The following is a 19,353-nucleotide window of genomic DNA, read 5'->3' on the forward strand; positions in this document are numbered from 1 at the left end:
GAAATGTGACGTAACGCGGTCGCGCTCCCCGAATGGGACGTCGGCGAGCGGATGGGTAGCGTTGACGCCATGGCGAACAGACGAGCGGTGGTGACCGGGGCGAGCTCGGGGATCGGTGAGGCTGCGGTGCGCGCCCTCCGTGCGAGCGGCTGGGACGTGGTGGGGGTCGCGCGGCGCGCCGACCGCCTCGCCGCGCTGGAGGCCGACACCGGCGCCGTCGCCTTCGCCGCCGACCTCACCGCCGATGCCGACGTCGAGGCCCTCGCGGCCTTCCTGGCCGACACCGGCCCGGTGCACGCGCTCGTGCACGTCGCCGGCGGTGCACGCGGCACGGACCGCGTCGAGGACGGCCGGGTCGAAGACTGGCAGTGGATGTTCGACGCCAACGTGCTGTCGGCCCAGCGGCTCGTCGCCGCGCTGCTGCCGCAGCTGCGCCGGGCGGCGGCATCCGACGGCCACGCCGACACCCTCTTCGTGACCTCGACGGCGGCGACGACCGCGTACGCCGGCGGCGCCGGGTACAACGCGGCGAAGGCCGGCGAGGCGATGCTGGCGCACGCGCTCCGCCTCGAGCTGAACGGCGAGCCGATCCGCGTGGTCGAGATCGCTCCGGGCATGGTCTATACGCCCGAATTCACCCTCAATCGCCTGGGCGGCGACAGCGTGGCGGCGGAGCGCGTGTACGAGGGCGTCCAGAACCCGCTCACGGCCGACGACGTCGCCGACGTCATCGCGTACGCGCTGAACGCCCCCGGGCACGTCAACCTCGACCTCGTCACGATGCGCCCGGTCGCGCAGTCCGCGCAGCACCTGCTCGCCCGCGGCCCGCTGCGCACGCGGGGCTCGGGGGAGCTGTGATCCCCGAAGCCGGAACCGTCATCACCTATCCGGCGGGCGACACCGCATCGCGCGGCACGGTCGTCCACGTGGCCGACGCCGGGGCCGGACGCACCGCCGTCGTGCTCGATCGGACCGCCTTCCACCCCGTCGACACCGCCTGGCCCGACCAGCCCGCCGACCGCGGTGCGCTGCGGATCGGCGGAACGGCGATCGAGGTGGTCGACGCGGTCGTCGGCGCCACCCAGGGCGACGAGCTCGTGCTCGGCGCCGACGTGCCGGTGCGCACCGGCACCGAGGGGTGGACGTTCGTCGTCGCCCACATCGTCGAGGGCGACGCCCCCGTCGCCGAGGGCGACACCGTCGAGGTGACGGTCGACCCCGACCACCGGGCGGCTCTGTCGGCCGGGCACACCGCCTGCCACCTCGCCTCCCTCGCGCTGGACGCCGCGCTGGCCGGCGCCTGGCGCAAGGACGCCCCCACCGACGCCCTGGGTGCGCCCGCCTTCGACGCCCTCGCGATCCAGCAGTCGCGGATCGTGCCCGACGGCTCCCGCGACGCGTACCGCATCGGCAAGTCGCTGCGCCGCAAGGGCTTCGATCCGTCCGTGCTCGACGACCTCGTCGGGCTCGCCGCGCGCGTCGACGCGCAGCTGGCCGCCTGGATCGCAGGCGGCGGCACCGTGCGCATCGACCCCGACGGCGACACCCTCGCCGACCGGCGGACCTGGGTGTGCGAGCTCCCGGGGGCCGACGCGCGCATCCCGTGCGGGGGCACGCACGTCGCCTCGCTCGGCGACCTCTCGGCCGCCACCGTGTCGTTCACCAGGACCGAGGTCGAGGGCGGCCTCGAGCTGGTCATGACCACGACCGTGGAGCGCGCCTGAGATGGCGATGACCCTGCCCGAGCTCGCCGACGCGGGTCTGCTCGATCCCGAGTGGTCCGCCGCGCTGGCCCCGGTCGCCCCCGACATCGCGGCGCTCGGCGAGCGCCTGCGCGCAGAGGTGGCCGCCGGGCGCCACTACCTCCCGGCGGGCGACCGCGTGCTGCGGGCCTTTCAGCGCCCGCTGCCCGACGTCAAGGTGCTGATCGTCGGCCAGGATCCGTATCCGACCCCGGGCCACCCCATCGGCCTGTCGTTCGCCGTCGACGTCCACGTGCGACCGCTGCCGCGGAGTCTCGCCAACATCTACCAGGAGCTCGAGGCCGACCTCGGCATCCCGCGAGCGGGCCACGGCGACCTGTCGGCGTGGAGCGATCAGGGCGTCATGCTCCTCAACCGCGTGCTGACCGTGGCGCCCGGGGCACCGGCATCCCATCGCGGCTGGGGCTGGGAGAAGGTCACCGAGCACGCCATCCGCACCCTCGTCGCCCGGGACCGGCCCCTCGTGGCGATCCTGTGGGGGAGGGATGCCGCGAACCTGCGGCCGATGCTGGGCTCGACGCCGATCATCGAGTCGGCCCATCCCTCGCCGCTGTCGGCGAGCCGCGGCTTCTTCGGCTCGCGTCCGTTCTCGCGGGCGAACGACCTGCTCGCCCGTCAGGGCGCCGAACCCGTCGACTGGCGGCTGCCCGAGGCGGTCGTCCCTCTGACCCCCTGACTCCGGGAGGATCCATGCTCGAAGAGGAATACGAGAAGGACCGCCGTCGGCTGCCGCGGCACCTGCAGCGCCAGCCCGAGCGCGAGCGGCCCTTCGCCTTCGCCATCCGGCCGGTCGAGGATCGCGACATCCCCGACATCCGCGAGATCTACAACTACTACGTCACCAACTCGGTCGTGACCTTCGACGAGGACACGTGGTCGGTCGGGCAGTGGCGCAAGAAGCGCGACCACCTGGCCAAGCTGGGGCTTCCGTTCCTGGTCGCGGAGTCGCCGAGCGGACAGATCCTCGGCTACGCGCTGGTGCAGCCGATGTCGAGCAAGTCCGCCTACCGGTTCTCCGTGGAGAACTCGATCTACCTGGGGCAGGCGGCGACCGGCAAGGGCCTCGGGCGGGCCTTGCTGGAGGCACTCATCGACGCCTGCGAGGCGGCCGGCATCCGCGAGATGGTCGCCGTCATCAGCGACAAGGGCGCTGAGGGCTCGATCGCGCTGCACGAGAAGCTCGGCTTCGTCGAGGTCGGACGCATGGGGCGGGTCGGCTTCAAGTTCGACCGCTGGCTCGGCACGATCTACATGCAGAAGAGCCTCAAGCCGTCGAAGAAGAAGGGACTGCTCGGCCGCGCGGCCGGCGGGTAGCCCACAGGCGAGAAGGCGCTTGCCGTAGCGGAACGTGACCCGCGCCGCTATCGTGTGGCCCGTGCGCCCCCGCCGATCCCTCGCCCGGACCGCCGCGGCCGTTTCGACGGCAGCGCTGCTGGTCGCGTGCGGACTCGTCGTCGGCGCCGCTCCCGCGAACGCCGCGGTGCCCGCCGACAACCCCTCGATCCCCCGCCAATGCGGGCTCGGGGTGACCCTCGTTCTGGATGCCTCGGGCTCGGTGCAGTCCTCCAACGCGGTCGGGTCCGTCCGGACCGCCGCGGACGCGTTCCTGGATGCGTTCACCGACACCGGATCGACGGCGCGCGTGCTGCAGTTCGCGACCTTCTCGGAGCAGCTCGCCCCACGGACGATCGTGGACGGCGCGAGCCTGGGAGGAGGCGGCGTGCTGGCGGACGCCGTCGCCGGCTACTACAACCCGATCCCGCCGCGGCCGTCGGGCTCGACCATCCACCGCTTCAACGGGGGAAGCATCTCCAACCCCGCGAGCTACACCACGTCCAACTCCAGCAACCAGTACACCAACTGGCAGCAGGTGCTCGATGACACCTCCGCCGATGCGGGCGACTACGTCATCTTCATCACCGACGGCGATCCGACGGCGTACGACTTCGGTGAGGCCGGCGACCCGTTCCCCGCACCCGACGTCGCCGTCGGCACCGACCGGACCGCGGCGTCTGCGGCCGAGACGCTCGACCGCGCCGTCACCAGCGCCAACGTCGTCAAGGCGAGCGGGGCGAGAGTGCTGGCGCTGGGCGTGGGCGAAGCACTCCAGAACTCCGCAAGCGTGCAGAGGCTGACGCAGGTCTCCGGGCCGGAGGTCGTCGACGACATGGCGGACTTCGACGTCGAGACGACGGATGTCGCCCTGGTGCGCGACTTCGACCAGCTCGCCGACGCCGTACGAACCCTCGTGCTCGACCTCTGCTCGCCCTCATTGACGATCCGCAAGCTCGCACAGTCCGCCGACGATGCAGCCTACGTCCCTGCCGAGGGATGGGACATGACCGTCACGCCCACGGTGGCCGGCGGTTCGTTCGACTGGGTGCTGCCCAGCGGCGCCGCCGGTCCCTCGTCGACGGTGTCGACCAACGCCGATGGATTCGCCCAGTTCCAATGGGAGCCGGATCCGGGTGATGCGCTCAGCGATGCCGACGTGGTCGAGACGATGGAGCCCGATTTCCTGCCCGGCCGCCCAGGGCCCGACAACGACTACCGGTGCGAGTTCCGCGATGCCGAGGGCAACCTGAGGATCGTCGAAGGCGAGCTCGAGGAGGACGACGCGACGGCGAGCTTCTCCCTGACGGGCATCGCGGCGGAGATCGGCACGTGCTCGGTGTTCAACTCGTTCGACTACCAGTCCGCGATCGCTCTCGAGAAGGTGAACTCGCCGACGGTGGTGCGCGGCGATCTCGATGGCGGAGCCCTCGTGACGTCCACCTATACGGCGACGAACCCTGGGAACGCCCCGCTCGCGCAGGTAGAGCTGACCGACGATCAGTGCGACGACGTGACGGCCGTGACGGCGCCGGGCGGCGATCTCAACGTCGGGGACGCCGACCAGGACACGCTCCTCGACCCGGGTGAGGAGTGGCTGTTCACGTGCGGCCGGAATCTGAACGCCTCCGCCGGAGCGCCCGGCCCGCAGACCATCGAGAACGTGGCAACCGTGTCGGGCGTCGATCCCACGGGCGCCTATCGATTCGCGACCGCCACCGCCGAGGTCGACCTCTACGTGCCGCTGATCACTCTCGACAAGCTCGCGAACGGCGCTGACGAGGTGACGGTCGTCCCCGGCACGACCGTCACCTACACGTACCGCGCCGAGAACGTCGGAGAGACGAGCCTGTCCGGCATCGTCATCGCCGACGACACGCCGCCCTGCGAGACTCCGGTGCGAGGGGCCGACGATCCCGGAGACGGAGACGACGTCATGGCGGTCGGCGAGGTGTGGACGTGGTCGTGCGACTCCGCAGTCTCGGAATCCGTCATCAACGTCGCCACCGTCGCGGGGACACCGCTCAATCCGGATTCCGGCGTCGCGTTCCCCGAACCCAACCCGCCCGTGTCGGCCACGGACGAAGCGTCGGTGGAGGTCACGACGCCGGAGCTCCTGCTCGTCAAGACCGTCGACCAGAATCTCGTCTTCCCAGGCACGACGGTCGACTACACCTACGAGGCGACCAACACCAGCGTCGATCCGGCGGTGGATCTGCGCAACGACACCGGAGTGGGGGCATGGGTGACCGACGACACCTGCCCCGGTGTCGCGCAGACCCTCGCGGGCGGCTTCAACGTGGGCGACGTGAACACCGACGGCCTCATGAACCCTGGCGAGACGTGGCAGTTCACATGTTCGATGCCGATCTCCGACACCACCGTCAACACCGCGGAGATCATCGCCCAGCCGCTGATCGCGGGGGAGGAGGCGGGGGCGGAACTGGTGCGGACAGACCAGGCGCTCGTGGAGGTGATCACCCCCGCCATCGATCTGCGCAAGCTCGCCGTGCGCGGCGTCGTCCTGGACCCCGATGCGACGCCCGTCGCCGGCCCCGACGTGCCGGATGTCCGCCCGGCCGAGTACGTGTACGCCGTCCGCAACACCGGCCAGGCTCCGCTGCGGGATGTGGTCCTCGGCGACGACAAGTGCGCGCCGGTGACGCTCCTCGGGGGAGACGAAGGCGACGACGGCATCCTCGCGGTCGGAGAGACCTGGGCCTACGAGTGCGCGACGGTGCTCGAGCGGCAGCAGGGAACGCCGCCGCCGCTCGGCGCCGAGTCGTCCCTGGTGAACAACACCGCGACGGTCACGGCGACCCCCTACCTGCCCACCGCCCCGGGGGTCGAGGGGGAACAGGTTCAGGACAGCGATCTCGCGCAGGTGCTGGTGACCGAGCCCTCCCTCGTCCTCACGAAGACTCCTTCCGCGCCGGTGGTGCGGCCTGGGGACACCGTGACCTACACGTTCGCGGTGACGAACACCGGTGACGTCGGGCTCGATCCGATCGCGATCAACGACGACAAGTGCGTCGACATCGAGTTCGTGGGCGGCGACCTTCGCCAGAACGGTCTGATCGACGGCGCGAACGGCGTGGACGGTGTCATCCTCACTCAGCCGGAGACGTGGACCTTCACGTGTTCGAGGGTCATCGAGATGCCGCCGGACGGGGCGGACGCCGATGAGAACGTCGCCACGGTGACCGCGTTCGGCACCCTCGGCAACGTCTACGGGGCGGACGCGTCGGCGACGGTCACCGTGATCGATCCCGCGATCCGACTGGAGAAGGCGGTGAGCGAGGTGCTCGTCCCCGCGGGGACCACCGTCGACTACAGCTTCGATGTCACCAACGTGGGTCGCAGCCCGGTCGCAGCCGACGACGTGCTCGCGCAGATCAGCCTGAGCGACGTGAGCCTGCCCGCCAATCCCGCGTGCGCGAACCCGGTCTTCGTCGGCGGGGACGACGACGGCGACGGACTGCTCGCCCGCGAACCTGCCGAGGTCTGGCATCACGAGTGCTCGGGGGTGATCACGGAGCAGACCGTGGACCTCGCGGGGGTCGCCGGTGTCGGTGGCACGACATTCGGACTGGAGATCCCGGTGTACGACTTCGACGCCGAGGTCGTGCAGCCGTTCCATCCGGCCCTGACGATCGAGAAGAGCGCGACTCCGACCCTGGTGGTGGCCCCCGGCGGGAACGTGACGTATGGCTACGCCGTCCGCAACACCGGCGACGTGCCGCTCGCGAACGTCGCCGAGACGATCCAGGATGACCGCTGCGCGCCGCTGACCTATCTCTCCGGAGACCTCGACGAAGACGGTCTGCTCGACACCCCCACGAGCATCTTCGAGGACGCCGCCGACGAGACGTGGCTCTTCTCGTGCACGGCCTTCATCGCCGAGGACACCGTGAACACCGTGATCGTCACCGGGTCCCCGGTGGACGCCGGCGGCGTGCCGCTGTGCGGTGCGGCGGACGCGCAAGCTCTCGCCCGGGTACTCGAGCCCTGCGATGTCTCGGCCACGGACACCGCGACGGTGACGGTGGCCGCGCCGCTGCCGCCGACGGGCGCGAGCGCGCCGTGGACCGCGCTGTGGGTCGCGGTGGCGACCATGCTCGGCGGGTTCGTGCTGTGGATGTGGGGCAGGGGGCGGCGGGCGGCGCGTCGCTGAGGTCAGCGCCCGGCGCATCCCTGGCCGTTCAGCGTCCCGCGCGCTCTGATCCGGGGCTCTGCCGGCTCCAGTCGCGTACGGCGTCGACGAGCTCGCGCCACGCGCCGACGACGTCTTGATCGGGCAGTTCGGCCTCCCGGGCGTCGGCTCCCGACCATGTCGCCCGGATCCACCACACGAAGCCGTCGGCGATCGGCTCGGCGGGAGGCGGTTCGTCCCAGGGGCAGCGGTCGATGAGCGAGATCCACTCGGATGCCTCCGCCGCCGGTGGCTGCGCCGACCACCGGCGCGTGATGCCGGCGATCCCGCCGGTGCGCGCGACGTCGACCTCCACCGCCGGCGGTCGGGCGGCCGCCTCAGTGCTCGCTTCGGGTTTGTGAGTCATCCGGGATCACGCCGACGCCCGTCCACCCGGCGCGGACGGCGTCGACCTCCTCCGAGTTCTCACCGTACTCCGACACCGCGGCCGAGAGGGTGGCGCGGGCGAACATGGAGAAGTCTGCCGTCGACGACAGCGTGCCCCCGGTGAGCGTGCGGTACCAGATGAGCCCGGCGCGCTCCCAGGCGCGGCCGCCCAAAGCGGACGCCGTGAGGTAGAACGCGTGGTTGGGGATGCCGGAGTTGATGTGCACGCCGCCGTTGTCGTCGCGGGTGTGGACGAAGTCGCGCATGTGCGCGGGCTGCGGGTCCTTGCCCAGCACATCGTCGTCATACGCCGTGCCGGGCTCGGCGAGCGACCGCAGAGCGCGCCCTTGCACGGCGTCGGTGAAGATGCCCTCGCCGATCAGCCAGGTCGCGGCGTCGGCGGTCTGACCCTCGTGGTGCTGTTCGGCGAGCGCGCCGAAGACGTCGGCGACGGACTCGTTGAGCGCTCCGGACTGCCCGCGGTAGAGCAGGCCGCCCTCGTCTTCGATCACGCCGTGGGCGAGCTCGTGCGCGATGACGCTGAGCGAGCCGGTGAAGCCGACGAAGACCTCGCCGTCGCCGTCGCCGAAGACCATGCGCTCGCCGTTCCAGAAGGCGTTGTCGTAGTCGCGGCCGTAGTGGACCGTGGCCAGCAGTGAGCTCCCCGAGCCGTCGATGCTGTCGCGCGCGTACGCGTCCCACCAGAAGTCGAAGGTGAAGCCCAGACCGTCGAACGCCTCGTCGACGGCCGCGTCGCCGGTGGCGGGGTCGTCTTCGCCTCGCGCCGGCACGCCGGGGAGCACCTCGCGCTGCTGGGCGTCGGAGATCTCGCGGTCAGGTGCGGGCGTCGCCTCGGCGACCAGTGTGCCCGGCTCCTGGATCGACAGGCGCAGCCGGGAGCGCACCGGGCGGTACTCGCGGGGGGCGGCGAGCGTCGACCGCGCCGCCTCGGCCGCGCGGGCCCACCCTTCCTCCTGCACGGCGGCGATACGGGCGAGCAGGTAGGGCGGGACGATTCCGGGGGCCATGCATCGAACCTATCGGCGGCCGCCGACGCCGAGCGGCGCCGCTCCGGAGCCCTCACGCACCAGGCGGGAGCCCGCCCGACTCGATGACGGGGATGGATGCGAGCAGCCGGCGCGTGTACGACACCTGAGGCTGCAGGAGCACCTTCTCGGTCGGACCCTCCTCGACGATGCGTCCGTCCTTCATCACGACGACCTCGTCGCACAGGTTCTGCACCACGCCGATGTCGTGCGACACCAGCAGGAGCGTGAGCCCGTCGCGAGCGCGGAGCTCGCCCAGCAGCTCCAGGATCTGCGCGCGCACCGTGACGTCGAGCGCCGACAGCGGCTCGTCGCCCACGAGCAGCCGGGGCCGGTGCACGATCGCTCGCGCGAGGGCGATGCGCTGCCGCTGACCGCCGGAGAACTCGTGGGGGAACCGGTCGGCCATCTCGGCCTCGAGCCCGACGTCGTCGAGCACTTCGCGCACCCGGGCGCGGCGGTCGCCCTCGATCCCGAGCGCCCAGAGCGGCTCGCCGACGATGCGGCCGACGCTCATGCGCGGGTCGAGTGAGGCGTACGGGTCCTGGAACACGATGCCCGTCTGCCGGCGCAGCCAGTGCAGCGCGCGCGCCGACGCCGTGGCGTCGACCTCGCGGCCGTCGAACTCGACGCTCCCTGCCGTCGGGGTGTCCAGTGCCAGGAGCAGCCGGACGAGCGTGGACTTGCCCGAGCCCGACTCGCCGATGACCCCGACGGCCGAGCCCTCGCGCACGTCGAGGTCGGCGTCCTCCAGTCCGGTGGTGAAGCTCCGCCGCTCGAACAGCGCCGTCTTCGGGACCGGGTACCGACGGGTCAGTCCGCGCGCGCGGATCAGCAGGTTCATACCGCGCCTCCCGGCCCCTCGTGCGAGACGTCCGGCGCGTCGCTGCGACCCACGGGCCGCCAGAGTGTGGCGGTCGCGTCGCGGAGCAGTTCCTGCGTGACGACGGATGCCGGGGCCGAAAGCAGCTGAGACACCGGCGCCTGCTCCACCACCCTTCCGTGCTCCAGCACGACGCCGTGCGTGGCGATCTGCGACAGCACCGCGAGGTCGTGCGTGATGAACACGAGCGACATGCCGTCGTCCCTTGCCAGCGACTGCAGCAGCTCGAGGATCTCGGCCTGGATGGTCACGTCGAGCGCCGTCGTCGGCTCGTCGGCGATCAGCAGGCGCGGACGGCACGCGAGGGCCATCGCGATCGCGACGCGCTGGCGCTGGCCCCCCGAGAGCTGGTGCGAGTAGCGAGCGACGATGCGCTGCGGGTCGGGGAGCGCGACGCGATCCGCCTCCTGGATGGCCCGGGTCGCGGCATCCCGCTTCGACAGCCCTTCGTGGATCCGGATGGACTCGGCGATCTGGCGGCCCACGGTGCGGATGGGGTTGAGAGCGGTCCGCGGCTCCTGGAAGACGATGCCGATCTCGTCGCCGCGCAGTTCCGCGAGCTCGCGGTCGGACAGCCCCAGGATCTCGCGGCCGTTCCAGCGGATGCTCCCGCTCGCCGCGGCTCCGTCGGGGAGGAGCCCGAGGACCGCGAGCGCGGTCAGCGACTTGCCCGATCCGGACTCGCCGATGAGACCGACGCGGGCGCCGTCGGGGACGTCGAACGAGACGCCGTCGACGACGACCCGATCGCCGATGACGATCGTGAGGTCGCGCACTTCGAGGCTCACGAGACGACCTCCGGGATATGCAGCCGTGCGCGACGAGTCGCGAAGGGACTGCGGGAGAGCGTGGGGTCGGTGGCCTCGCGCAGGCCGTCGCCCAGCAGGTTGAGGCCGAGGACGGTGAGGGTGATCGCCAGGCCCGGCCAGACGACCGACAGCGGGTGCACGCCGATGAACTGCTGCAGCTGCGCCAGCAGCAGACCCCACGACGGCTCGGTCACCGGCGCCCCGAAGCCGAGATACGACAGGCCCGCCTCGGCGAGCACGGCGACCGCCATGCCCCATGACAGCTGCACGATGAACACCGGCGCGACGTTGGGCAGCAGATGGCGCCACAGGTTCTGCGCGGAGGTGAGCCCCGAGGCCCGCCCCGCGAGCACGAAGTCGCTGTGCAGCACCCGCCGCAGCTCCGGTCGCGTCACGCGGGCGATGTTGACCCCGAAGCCGATGCCGACGGCCCAGATGACCACCCAGAGCGATCCGCCCCACACGGCGGAGATCATCATCGCGATGATGAGCACGGGGAAGGCGATGAGGATGTCGACGAACACCGCAACCGACTCGCGCACCCACCGCACGGTGAGCGCGCCGAGAGCCGCGAGCGAGATGCCGATGACCGTGGCGACCAGGCCGGCGCCGATCGCGACGAACACCGTGGTGCGGGCGCCGGCCATGAGAAGGCTCAGGATGTCGCGTCCCGACCCGTCGGTGCCGAGCAGGTGCGGCCAGCCCGGCGGCGCCCAGCGGTTCGAGATCTCGACCTGCTGCGGGTCGAACGGCGTCCAGAAGCGCGCGACCAGGGCGGTGAGCGCGACCACGGCGACCACGATGAGCCCGAACCGGCCGGTCGACAGGGCCCACAGCCGCCCGAGCCACGCCCACCGCGACGGGCGTCGCGATGCGGGCGGCGCCGCGGGCGCGGCATCCGGCATCTCCGCACCGGTGGAGGCGTTCGTCGAACGGGTCACGACGCCTCCCGCTGCCGGGGGTCGATGGTGCGGTGCACGAGGTCGACGACGAAGCCGACGATCAGCACGAACCCGGTGAGGGCCAGCAGCTCGCCCTGCACCTTCGGCAGATCGCGGGCGGCCACGTCGGCGACGAGCATGCGGCCGATGCCGGGGAGTGAGAAGAGCTGCTCGATGACGACCGCGCCGACGATGATGCCGGCCACCTGCAGGCCGAGCACCGTGATGACGGACAGGCCCACCACCGGAAGCCCGTGGCGGATGAGCGCCTGGTCGCGCGTGAGGCCCTTCGCCGCGGCGGTGCGCACGAAGTCCTGCCCGACGGCCTGGAGCGTAGCGCTGCGCACGAACCGCAGCAGCATGGCGCCCTCGACGATGCCGATCGTGAGGGCGGGGAGGATGAGCGAGCGCAGCGCCGCCCAGGGGTCGTCCCATCCGGAGCGGGGGAAGCCCTGTGCCGGGAGCCACCCGAGCCATACGGCGAAGACGACGACGAGCATCATGCCCGCCCAGACCACCGGCACCGCCGCCAGCGCCTGAGCGCCGACGCTGAGCCCGGTGCCCGACGCGCGCCCGCGGCGCATCGCCGACAGCACCCCGAGGGGGACGCTGATGATCACGGCGATCAGCAGCGACAGGATGCCGAGGGGCACGGTCACCTCGGCCTTCTCCACGAGCTCGTCCACGACGCTCGTGCCGGTCAGCAGCGACGTGCCGAGATCGCCGCGCAGCAGCCCGCCGATCCAGTCGAGGTACTGCTCGGGCAGCGATCGGTCCAGACCCAGCTGGTCGCGGATCGCGTCGCGCTGCTCCGCGGTGCTGCCCACCCCGGCGATGAGGTGGGCGATGTCACCCGGGAGCACGCGGAGGGTGAGGAAGATCAGCACGCTGGCGACGAGCAGCCCGAGCAGAAGCAGGGCGAATCGGGTCAGCGTGTACCGGATCACCCGTTGCTCTTGGCGATCTCGGCGAGGTTCAGGCGCTCGTTCACGTTGATCGAGGGCATACCGGTGATGTTAGTGCCGACCGCCACGACGGAGGCCCCGTTGTAGAGCCAGTCCGCGGCGTGGTCCTCCGACACGATGCGCGCGGCCTGCTCGAGCAGGTCGGCCGCCTCTGCCTCGTCGGTGGCGGCGAGCGACTGCGCGTACAGGTCCTGCACCTCGGGGTTGTCGTAGGTGAAGTAGTAGTCGGGGTCGGCCCAGTTCTCGAAGTCGCGCGCCTCGGTGTGCAGCACGAAGCTCAGCTCGTAGTCGTGGTTGGTGTAGACCTCGGTGAGCCAGGTGGTGAAGTCGACCGAGTCGACCTCGAGGGTGATGCCCACCTCGTCGAGGTCCGACACGAGGATCTGCGGGATCGTGGTGGAGTAGAAGCTCGGGATGGTGAGCGTGAGCTCGAGATCCTCGGCGCCTGCCTCCTCGAGGAGCGCACGAGCCGCCTCCGGGTCGTAGGGGGCGACGTCTTCGAGGTTCTCGTAGCCGGGATCGAGCTCGGGGATCGGCCCGAACTGCGTCTGACCCGACGCCAGCGCCTCGATGATGGCGTCGTGGTCGATCGCCTGCCGGATGGCCTGGCGGACGCGCTCGTCCTCCAGCGGGCTGCCCGGAGCCTGGTTGAAGGCGAGCGTGCCCTTGTCGGTGGACTGGCCGAGCACCAGTGCGAAGTCGCCGTTCGCCTCGACCTGCTCCTGCAGGTTGGCGTCGAAGCCGGTCAGCACGTCGACCTCGCCCGCGAGTGCGGCGTTGAGGGCCGCCTGGTTGTCGGGGATGTAGTCGAACACGACCTCGGCCACCCCGGCCTGATCGCCCCAGTACGCGTCGTTGCGCACGAGCGTGATGCTGTCGCCCTGGCGCCAGTCGTCGAGCACGAACGGCCCGGTGCCGTTCGCCGCCGTCTTGTAGTCGACGGCGTCGCCCTCCTTGAGGACGATGCCGGCGCGGCCGGTGAGGTTCCACAGCAGCGACGAGTCGGGCGCGCTGAGGGTGAGGGTGATGTCCTGGCCCTCGGCGGCGATCGTGGTGACGTTCGCGAGCCGGGCCGAGTCGCGCCACTCCGGCGTGTCGCGGCGGGTCGTGAGCGACCACACCACGTCCTGCGGCGTGAGCGCCTGACCGTCGTGGAAGGTCACGCCCTCGCGGAGGGTGAACGTGTACGTCAGCCCGTCGGGCGAGACGGTCCAGTCGCTCGCGAGCGACGGCACGATGTCCTGTTCGGGCGTGCGCGCCACGAGGCCCTGGTAGATGTTGTCGACCAGGATCTGGTCGAGGGCGGACCCCGCGGTCTGGCGGATGTCGAGGTTGCCGGGCTCCAGCACCAGGCGGATCGCCACCGACGCGTCGGGGTCGGGTGCTCCGGTCGCCGTCGGGGCGGCCTCCTCGCCTCCACCGCTGCAGGCGGTCAGCGCGAGAAGACCCGCGGTGAGCAGTGATGCGGCGACGAGGGTGGGGCGGCGGAGCATGGAGGTCCTTTCGGGGGAGGGTCCCGTGTGCTGTGCGGGCCGGGCTGCCGCGGGGGCGGCTGCGGGCGCCTCTCAGCCTAGGGATATCGCGACGGCGTGCGGCAATCCGGTACCCGGAACGCAACAGAAGCGTTAATGCTTCCCGCCGCCGGTCCGAGCTCACTCGGGTGCGGCGATCGCGCGCAGTCGCGCTCCGAGGTCGAGCGGGATCTCCTCCTGCACGTTGTGCCCCGACGGGACGACGATGACGGATGCCGCGGGCACGCGTCGCGCGAACTCGTCGGCGTCCTCCTCCGTGACGTAGCCGCGCTCGCCGCGCAGCAGCGTCGTGGGGGCGGTGACCTCGGCGAGGTCCTCCCAGCCGGCGTCGCCGAGGACCGACGAGACGGCGTCCTGCTGCTGCGCAGCCTCGGCGTCCTGCTGCTGCGCAGCCTCGGAATCCGGTCGCTGAGCCTGTGCAAGCGACGCCGCGTTCGCGAGATGGGCGAAGTGGTGCTTCCACTCGACGTGCCCGTCGGGCCGGATGCGCGAGTTGAAGTAGACGCCCCGCTCGGCCTTGCGACGAGTCCCGCCGCCCAATCCGAACGACAGCGCGCGGTCGACCAGCTCGTCGCGCGACGCCCAGTCGACGGGGCCGGCGAAGAACTCGCGGATCTGCGTCGGGCCGGCGTTCGAGTCGACGCCGGGCGTGATGTCGATGACAACCAGTTCGCGCACGAGGTCCGGCCGGGAGGCGGCGACCGCGGCCGCCGTGAGCCCGCCGAGCGACTGCCCGACGAGCACCTGCGGTGTCTCGGTCCACGCGTCGATGCCCGCCGCGACGTCGGGGGCGAGGACGCGGGCGACGTACGCGAAGTCGTCACGCCATGACGAGTCGCCGTGCCCCGGCAGGTCGATGGCGAGCGCGGGCAGCCCGAGGGCGAGGATCGTGGTGTCCCATGTGTGGGCGTTCAATCCCGCCCCGTGGAGGAGCGTCACCACCGGCGCGGCGTCGGGCGTCTCGGCCGGCGCCCAGCGCAGGGCGCTGAGCGACCGCCCGTCGGGGAGCGCGAGGGTCAGACGCTCGCCGCGGGGGACCGGTCCGCCGATCCCGGCCTCTGCGGCCTGCTCGGGAAGGAACGAGAACTCGTCGATGGGGTCGCTCACCCGCTCATCATGCCGCACGGCCGGCGTCGCCCGCGCCGGCGCCGCCGGCCCTCGGTAGTCTGGCGTCATGACGGCAGAACACCGCGTGCATCTCTCGCGAGCGGCGCGACCGGCCTACCAGGCGCTCTCGGCCTTCTCCAAGACGGTCGGGGGCATCGCCGCCGAGAACGGGATCGACGACCGGCTGAAGGAGCTCGTGCAGATCCACGCGTCGCAGCTCAACGGCTGCGCGTACTGCGTGCGCGTGCATGTGGAGCGCGCGCTCGCCGCCGGCGTGACCGCCGACGACATCGCACAGCTGCCGGTGTGGCGCGACTCGGGCGTGTTCACCGACCGCGAGCGCGCCGGTCTCGAGCTCGCCGAGGCGTACGTCTTCATCCACGACGACGGTGTTCCCGATGAGGTCTACGACCGCGTGGGCGGCGTGCTCAGCGAGAAGGAATACGTGGCGCTGAGCTGGATCCTCGTCTCCATCAACGCCTTCAACCGCATCGCGATCGCGGGCCGCTACAGCGTGCCGCCGCGCGACGACCTCGTCGGCGAGGACAAGGACGCCGCCACAGGCGCGGCGTGGTGACGGGGGAGCACCCCGACCCGGTGGTGTCGGGGGCTCTCAACCTCCGCGACGTCGGAGGGCTCCGGGCGGGATCGGCGAGCACGCGCTACGGCGTGCTGTTCCGCTCCGGCAACCTCGCGCGACTCGACGACGCCGGGACGCGAGCGCTCGCCGAGCTGCGACTGCGCCGCATCATCGACCTCCGCGCCGACGACGAGGTGACTCGCGAGCCGAGCCGCATCGCGGGCATCGAGGTCGTGACCCAGCGGGTGCCGCTCTTCCTCGGCTCGGTCGAGTCGTTCTTCCGCGACGATCTCAGCCTCGCCGAGCTGTACCGGCACCTGGTCGACGACTCGTCGGAGGGGGTCGTGGCCGTGGTGCGCGGCATCCTGGCGGATCAGCCGGTGCTGGTGCACTGCACCGTGGGCAAGGACCGCACCGGGGTGACGATCGCGCTCGCCCTGGCGGCCGCGGGCGTCGACTCCGACGCGGTGATCGCAGACTACGCCCGCACCGAAGGGCTCCTGCCCGCGAATCGCAACCGCCGGGTCCTGCAGCTGCTGCGGTCGATGCATCCCGACGCCGTGCACCTCGAGGACCTCGCCACGAGGTCGCCCGCGCCCGTCATGCAGGCCATGCTGGAGGATGTCGAGCGCCGCTACGGCTCCGCACAGGAGTACCTGCGTGCCCACGGTCTGGCCGACGACGAGATCGCCGAGCTGCGGCGCGTGCTGCTGCACCGCGACGCGGCGGGATGAGGCATCCGTCGCTCTTCTGATGACCGGAAGGGACGGCGCGGGATTTCTCACGGTCTCACTGAGGTTAGGCAACCCTTCATTCGCGGGTATAGTGGGAGCGTCATGACCCACACCACTTCGCATCAGACGATCGCGCACAACGCCTCGGCGTGCCGTGCGTCGCGTCACACGCGCGTGCAGCACCTGATCACGGCCGACGAGTCCTCGCTGGCCGAGCTCGAAGCCGTGCTCGCGACGCTGCCGATCTGCTCGACGGGCCGGGTCTTCGTCGAGATTCCGGAAGCCTCGTGGCAGGCCGACATCGCCGCGCCGAGCCGCATGGTGGTGACCTGGCTCGACCGCTCGCGTCGCTCCGGCGCTCCCGGCACCGGCCGCGGCTGCGCGTCGGGGGAGGCGCTGACCCGCGCCGTCACCGCGTGGGCCGACGAGATGCTCTGCGCCGAGGACGACCAGACGCGCATCCACCTGCTCGGGGGGTACCTCGGCACCGCCGACATCGTCGACCACCTGGTCGGACTCGGCATCCGCACCGAGGCGATCCACACGCCCGAGCGGTACGGGCTCACCACCGCCCGCTGAGCTGCGGGCACCGTCCCGGCTGCCGGGGGCTCAGGCTGTGCCGCGCGGGATGTAGTTGCCGTCGGCCAGGCCCGCCTCGATCTCGAATCGATTGCGCAGCGGGTTGCGGCCCGCCAGCAGGTACAGCAGCGGCATGAGCAGGCCGTAGCGCTGCCACTGGCGCTTGTGCACGGCCTCGTGGCGCAGCAGCGACTCCGTCAGGCGGCCGTCGCCGGTGAGGAAGCATCCGCCGACGCATGAGCCGCCGCGCGGGAAGGTCCACCGCGGCATCCCGCGGAAGATCCAGAGCCCGTGGCGCCGCTCGACGGGGCCCGTGCTCCACAGCGACCCCCAGATCCAGCCGACCGTGCATCCGTACCAGTAGCCGACGCGGCTCACCGGCGAGTCGAGCAGGAATGCGGGGATGAGGTCGTCGATGCGCCGCCCGCGGATGACGGCGCGCTCGGCGGCCGCCCGCCACCCGGGGGGCGGCGTCGGGATCGGGCTCACGCGAGAGCCCCGATCACCCGCAGGATCGGGCCGAGGTCGTCGGTCGCCGCCGCGACGGAGGCGGGGGAGTAGCCGGCGAGCGAGGCTCCCACGAGAGGCACCCGCGCGCGCAGCGCCGCGACGGCCGCCGTGAGCTCGGCCACCGTGACGCCGAACGGCTCGGGATGCGCATTGCCGGCGATCTCGGCGGGGTCGAGGGCGTCGATGTCGACGTGCACGTACACGCCCTCGGCTCCCGTGGCCACCACGGCCTCGGCGAGGGCGCCGGCGTCGCGCAGGTCCTCGACGGTGAGCGAGGTGATCCCGAGCTCCGAGACCGCCGCCAGCTCGGCGTCGTCGAAGGAGCGGGCGGCGCCGAGCACCACGCGCCCGGGGCCGACCGCCCCGTCGAGCGAGAGCTCGGGCACCGCGTCGCCGATGACGGCCCGCAGCGCCATGCCGGCGAACGCTCCGGACGGGGACGACTCGGGCGAGTTCAGGTCGGGGTGCGCGTCGATCCACACCACCGCGAGTCCCGGCGCCCGCTGCGCCGCGTGCGCGATGGGGGCGAGCGCGATGCCGCAGTCGCCGCCGATGGTGAGCACGGGCTCATCGGGCGCGGCGGCGTGATGCGCGTCGAGCGCTTCGGCCACCATGCCGTTCACGCGCTGGAGGGCGGACAGGCGATGGATGCCGCTTCCCAGCGCCTCGCCCGCCTCCATCGGCACCTCGAGCACCGTGGTCTTGGCGCGCGGCAGGTCTCCCGCGATGGCCTGGGCGCCGTCGATCAGCTGCATCGCGCGGGACGAGGGGCTGCCCTGCCACTGCGGGACCACGAGGTAGCGCGTCATCCCCTCATCTTCGCGCACACCGGGGCCCGCGGCATCCGTCCTCGCCCCTTCCGCCGAGAAACCGCGATGTCGTCGAGAAACCTCGTTACCGACGCCAGGGGCGTGGTCTCTCGTCGAGAAACCGCGATGTCGCCGAGCGACGGGTCCTGTCGCCATCGGCATCGCCCATCGTCGGATCCGCACCCGCGGATCCGCACCCGCGGATCGCGACGGCGACACGCCGCCAGGGCCGCGGCGGCCGGGGCGTGTCGCGGTGTACCTCCGCAACCGCGGATCCGATTCTGTGCGCCCTCAGGGGGTGTCCCGCGGCGGGCACGCGAAGGGCGCCCGGTCCGACGGACCGGGCGCCCTCATGCAGAGCGGTGGGCTCAGTTCTCGATCGCGGCCTGCACGGGCTGGCCGGACTTCAGCGCGGCCAGCCGCGCCTCGACCTCGGTCAGCTCGCCGACGTCCTCGGGGGCGTTGAACTGAGCGTCGAGCGTCGACGCGGCCAGCTCCTGCTTGCCGGCGGCCAGAGCCTCCTGTCGGCGCACCTTGTCTTCGAACCGGCCGAGCTCGCTCGTCGGGTCGAGCACGTCGATCGACTTGACCGCGTCGTGCACCTTGTTCTGGGCCTCGGCGGTCTTCGCACGCGCGAGCAGCTCGGACCGCTTGGCCTTGAGCTGCTCGAGCTTCTGCTTCATGCCGTTGAGGCCGTCCTTGAGCTTGTCGACGACCTCGTTCTGCGTCGCGATGGTCGGCGCGATCGCCTTCGCCTCGTTCTCCTCGCTGATCTGGCGCTGCAGCGCGATCTTGGCGAGGTTGTCGAACTTGTCGGCGTCGGTGGTGTTGCCGGCCTTGCGCAGCTCGTCGGCCTTGCGGCTCGCCGCGAGGGCCTTGTTGCCCCACTCGGCGGCCGCCTGCACGTCCTCCTGGTGGTCGCGCTCGAGGAGGCGCAGGTTGCCGATGGTCTCGGCGATGGCCGACTCGGCGTCGGCGATCGAGTTCGTGTAGTCGCGCACGAGCTGGTCGAGCATCTTCTGCGGGTCTTCGGCCTGATCGATCAGGGCGTTGACGTTCGCGCGGATGAGGGTCGAGATGCGACCGAAGATGGACTGCTTCGCCATCGGATTTCCTTCCTATCGGACTTCAGTTCTGGGTCGTGGGTGCTGGTAGGGGGACGGATGCCGCGCCCGCCGCGTGCG

19 protein-coding genes are annotated in these 19,353 nt (G+C 71.6%); 8 read left to right on the forward strand and 11 right to left on the reverse strand.

Translation table 11 applies throughout. The features are described 5' to 3' along the window. The first annotated feature begins 69 nt into the window (after positions 1-69). From IM767_RS18270 to IM767_RS21200, 5 genes are all read left to right on the forward strand, one after another. Entirely contained in the window at positions 70-858 is a 789-nt protein-coding gene (locus tag IM767_RS18270; protein WP_194398932.1) for an SDR family oxidoreductase, read from the forward strand. After that, on the forward strand, positions 855-1,724 hold the full coding sequence (locus IM767_RS18275; RefSeq protein ID WP_109210007.1) for an alanyl-tRNA editing protein: 870 nt from the start codon (positions 855-857) through the stop codon (positions 1,722-1,724). The genes IM767_RS18270 and IM767_RS18275 overlap by 4 nt, the downstream gene beginning before the upstream one ends. A 1-nt stretch (position 1,725) precedes the next feature. Then, positions 1,726-2,439 carry a uracil-DNA glycosylase gene (locus tag IM767_RS18280; protein WP_109210008.1) on the forward strand — a complete coding sequence of 238 codons (714 nt, stop codon included), beginning with the start codon at positions 1,726-1,728 and terminating at the stop codon, positions 2,437-2,439. 14 nt (positions 2,440-2,453) lie between these two features. Beyond that, entirely contained in the window at positions 2,454-3,077 is a 624-nt protein-coding gene (locus IM767_RS18285) for a GNAT family N-acetyltransferase (RefSeq protein ID WP_109210009.1), read from the forward strand. A gap of 61 nt (positions 3,078-3,138) precedes the next feature. Next, positions 3,139-7,269 (forward strand): vWA domain-containing protein, encoded by a 4,131-nt coding sequence (locus tag IM767_RS21200; protein ID WP_162564257.1) that lies wholly within the window; start codon positions 3,139-3,141, stop codon positions 7,267-7,269. A 28-nt stretch (positions 7,270-7,297) separates the two neighbouring features. Here the strand turns inward: IM767_RS21200 and IM767_RS18295 are convergent, their stop codons facing one another. The 8 genes from IM767_RS18295 to IM767_RS18330 form a co-directional block, all read right to left on the reverse strand. Beyond that, complete coding sequence (locus IM767_RS18295; RefSeq protein ID WP_198426133.1) at positions 7,298-7,654, reverse strand: protealysin inhibitor emfourin; 357 nt, start codon at positions 7,652-7,654, stop codon at positions 7,298-7,300. Further along, the gene (locus IM767_RS18300) at positions 7,626-8,702 is read right to left on the reverse strand and encodes a M4 family metallopeptidase (protein ID WP_109210012.1); all 1,077 of its coding nucleotides are present in this window, start codon (positions 8,700-8,702) and stop codon (positions 7,626-7,628) included. Before IM767_RS18300 ends, IM767_RS18295 begins: the two co-directional genes overlap by 29 nt. 52 nt (positions 8,703-8,754) lie before the next feature. Beyond that, a complete protein-coding gene (locus IM767_RS18305) occupies positions 8,755-9,564 on the reverse strand; it encodes an ABC transporter ATP-binding protein (protein ID WP_109210013.1) in 810 nt (269 codons plus the stop codon). Further along, positions 9,561-10,391, reverse strand: coding sequence for an ATP-binding cassette domain-containing protein (locus IM767_RS18310; protein WP_109210014.1), 831 nt, complete (start codon positions 10,389-10,391; stop codon positions 9,561-9,563). Before IM767_RS18310 ends, IM767_RS18305 begins: the two co-directional genes overlap by 4 nt. Then, positions 10,388-11,317 carry an ABC transporter permease gene (locus tag IM767_RS18315; protein WP_194398939.1) on the reverse strand — a complete coding sequence of 310 codons (930 nt, stop codon included), beginning with the start codon at positions 11,315-11,317 and terminating at the stop codon, positions 10,388-10,390. The genes IM767_RS18310 and IM767_RS18315 overlap by 4 nt, the downstream gene beginning before the upstream one ends. A gap of 32 nt (positions 11,318-11,349) precedes the next feature. Next, positions 11,350-12,300, reverse strand: a complete 951-nt coding sequence (locus tag IM767_RS18320) for an ABC transporter permease (RefSeq protein WP_109210015.1) — start codon at positions 12,298-12,300, stop codon at positions 11,350-11,352. Then, on the reverse strand, positions 12,297-13,811 hold the full coding sequence (locus IM767_RS18325; RefSeq protein WP_109210016.1) for an ABC transporter substrate-binding protein: 1,515 nt from the start codon (positions 13,809-13,811) through the stop codon (positions 12,297-12,299). The genes IM767_RS18320 and IM767_RS18325 overlap by 4 nt, the downstream gene beginning before the upstream one ends. 159 nt (positions 13,812-13,970) lie before the next feature. Continuing rightward, positions 13,971-14,957, reverse strand: coding sequence for an alpha/beta fold hydrolase (locus tag IM767_RS18330; protein ID WP_239453258.1), 987 nt, complete (start codon positions 14,955-14,957; stop codon positions 13,971-13,973). Positions 14,958-15,024: 67 nt separating this feature from the next. On the opposite strand from IM767_RS18330, the gene IM767_RS18335 reads away from it, so the two are divergent. The 3 genes from IM767_RS18335 (at position 15,025) to IM767_RS18345 (ending at position 16,850) form a co-directional block, all read left to right on the forward strand. Then, the gene (locus IM767_RS18335) at positions 15,025-15,534 is read left to right on the forward strand and encodes a carboxymuconolactone decarboxylase family protein (protein WP_109210018.1); all 510 of its coding nucleotides are present in this window, start codon (positions 15,025-15,027) and stop codon (positions 15,532-15,534) included. After that, complete coding sequence (locus IM767_RS18340; RefSeq protein WP_194398933.1) at positions 15,531-16,271, forward strand: tyrosine-protein phosphatase; 741 nt, start codon at positions 15,531-15,533, stop codon at positions 16,269-16,271. Before IM767_RS18335 ends, IM767_RS18340 begins: the two co-directional genes overlap by 4 nt. A 102-nt stretch (positions 16,272-16,373) precedes the next feature. Further along, positions 16,374-16,850: an SIP domain-containing protein gene (locus tag IM767_RS18345; RefSeq protein ID WP_109210019.1), complete on the forward strand. Its 477-nt coding sequence runs from the start codon at positions 16,374-16,376 to the stop codon at positions 16,848-16,850. Positions 16,851-16,880: 30 nt separating this feature from the next. Here IM767_RS18345 and IM767_RS18350 read toward each other — a convergent pair whose 3' ends face one another. From IM767_RS18350 to IM767_RS18360, 3 genes are all read right to left on the reverse strand, one after another. Beyond that, a complete protein-coding gene (locus IM767_RS18350) occupies positions 16,881-17,339 on the reverse strand; it encodes a Fe-S oxidoreductase (protein WP_194398934.1) in 459 nt (152 codons plus the stop codon). Next, positions 17,336-18,169, reverse strand: coding sequence for an arginase family protein (locus IM767_RS18355; protein WP_109210020.1), 834 nt, complete (start codon positions 18,167-18,169; stop codon positions 17,336-17,338). Before IM767_RS18355 ends, IM767_RS18350 begins: the two co-directional genes overlap by 4 nt. A gap of 368 nt (positions 18,170-18,537) precedes the next feature. Beyond that, positions 18,538-19,275 carry a PspA/IM30 family protein gene (locus IM767_RS18360; RefSeq protein WP_109210021.1) on the reverse strand — a complete coding sequence of 246 codons (738 nt, stop codon included), beginning with the start codon at positions 19,273-19,275 and terminating at the stop codon, positions 18,538-18,540. Positions 19,276-19,353: the final 78 nt, after the last annotated feature.

The organism is Microbacterium ureisolvens (assembly GCF_015278315.1).
Classification (GTDB): Bacteria; Actinomycetota; Actinomycetes; order Actinomycetales; family Microbacteriaceae; genus Microbacterium; species Microbacterium ureisolvens.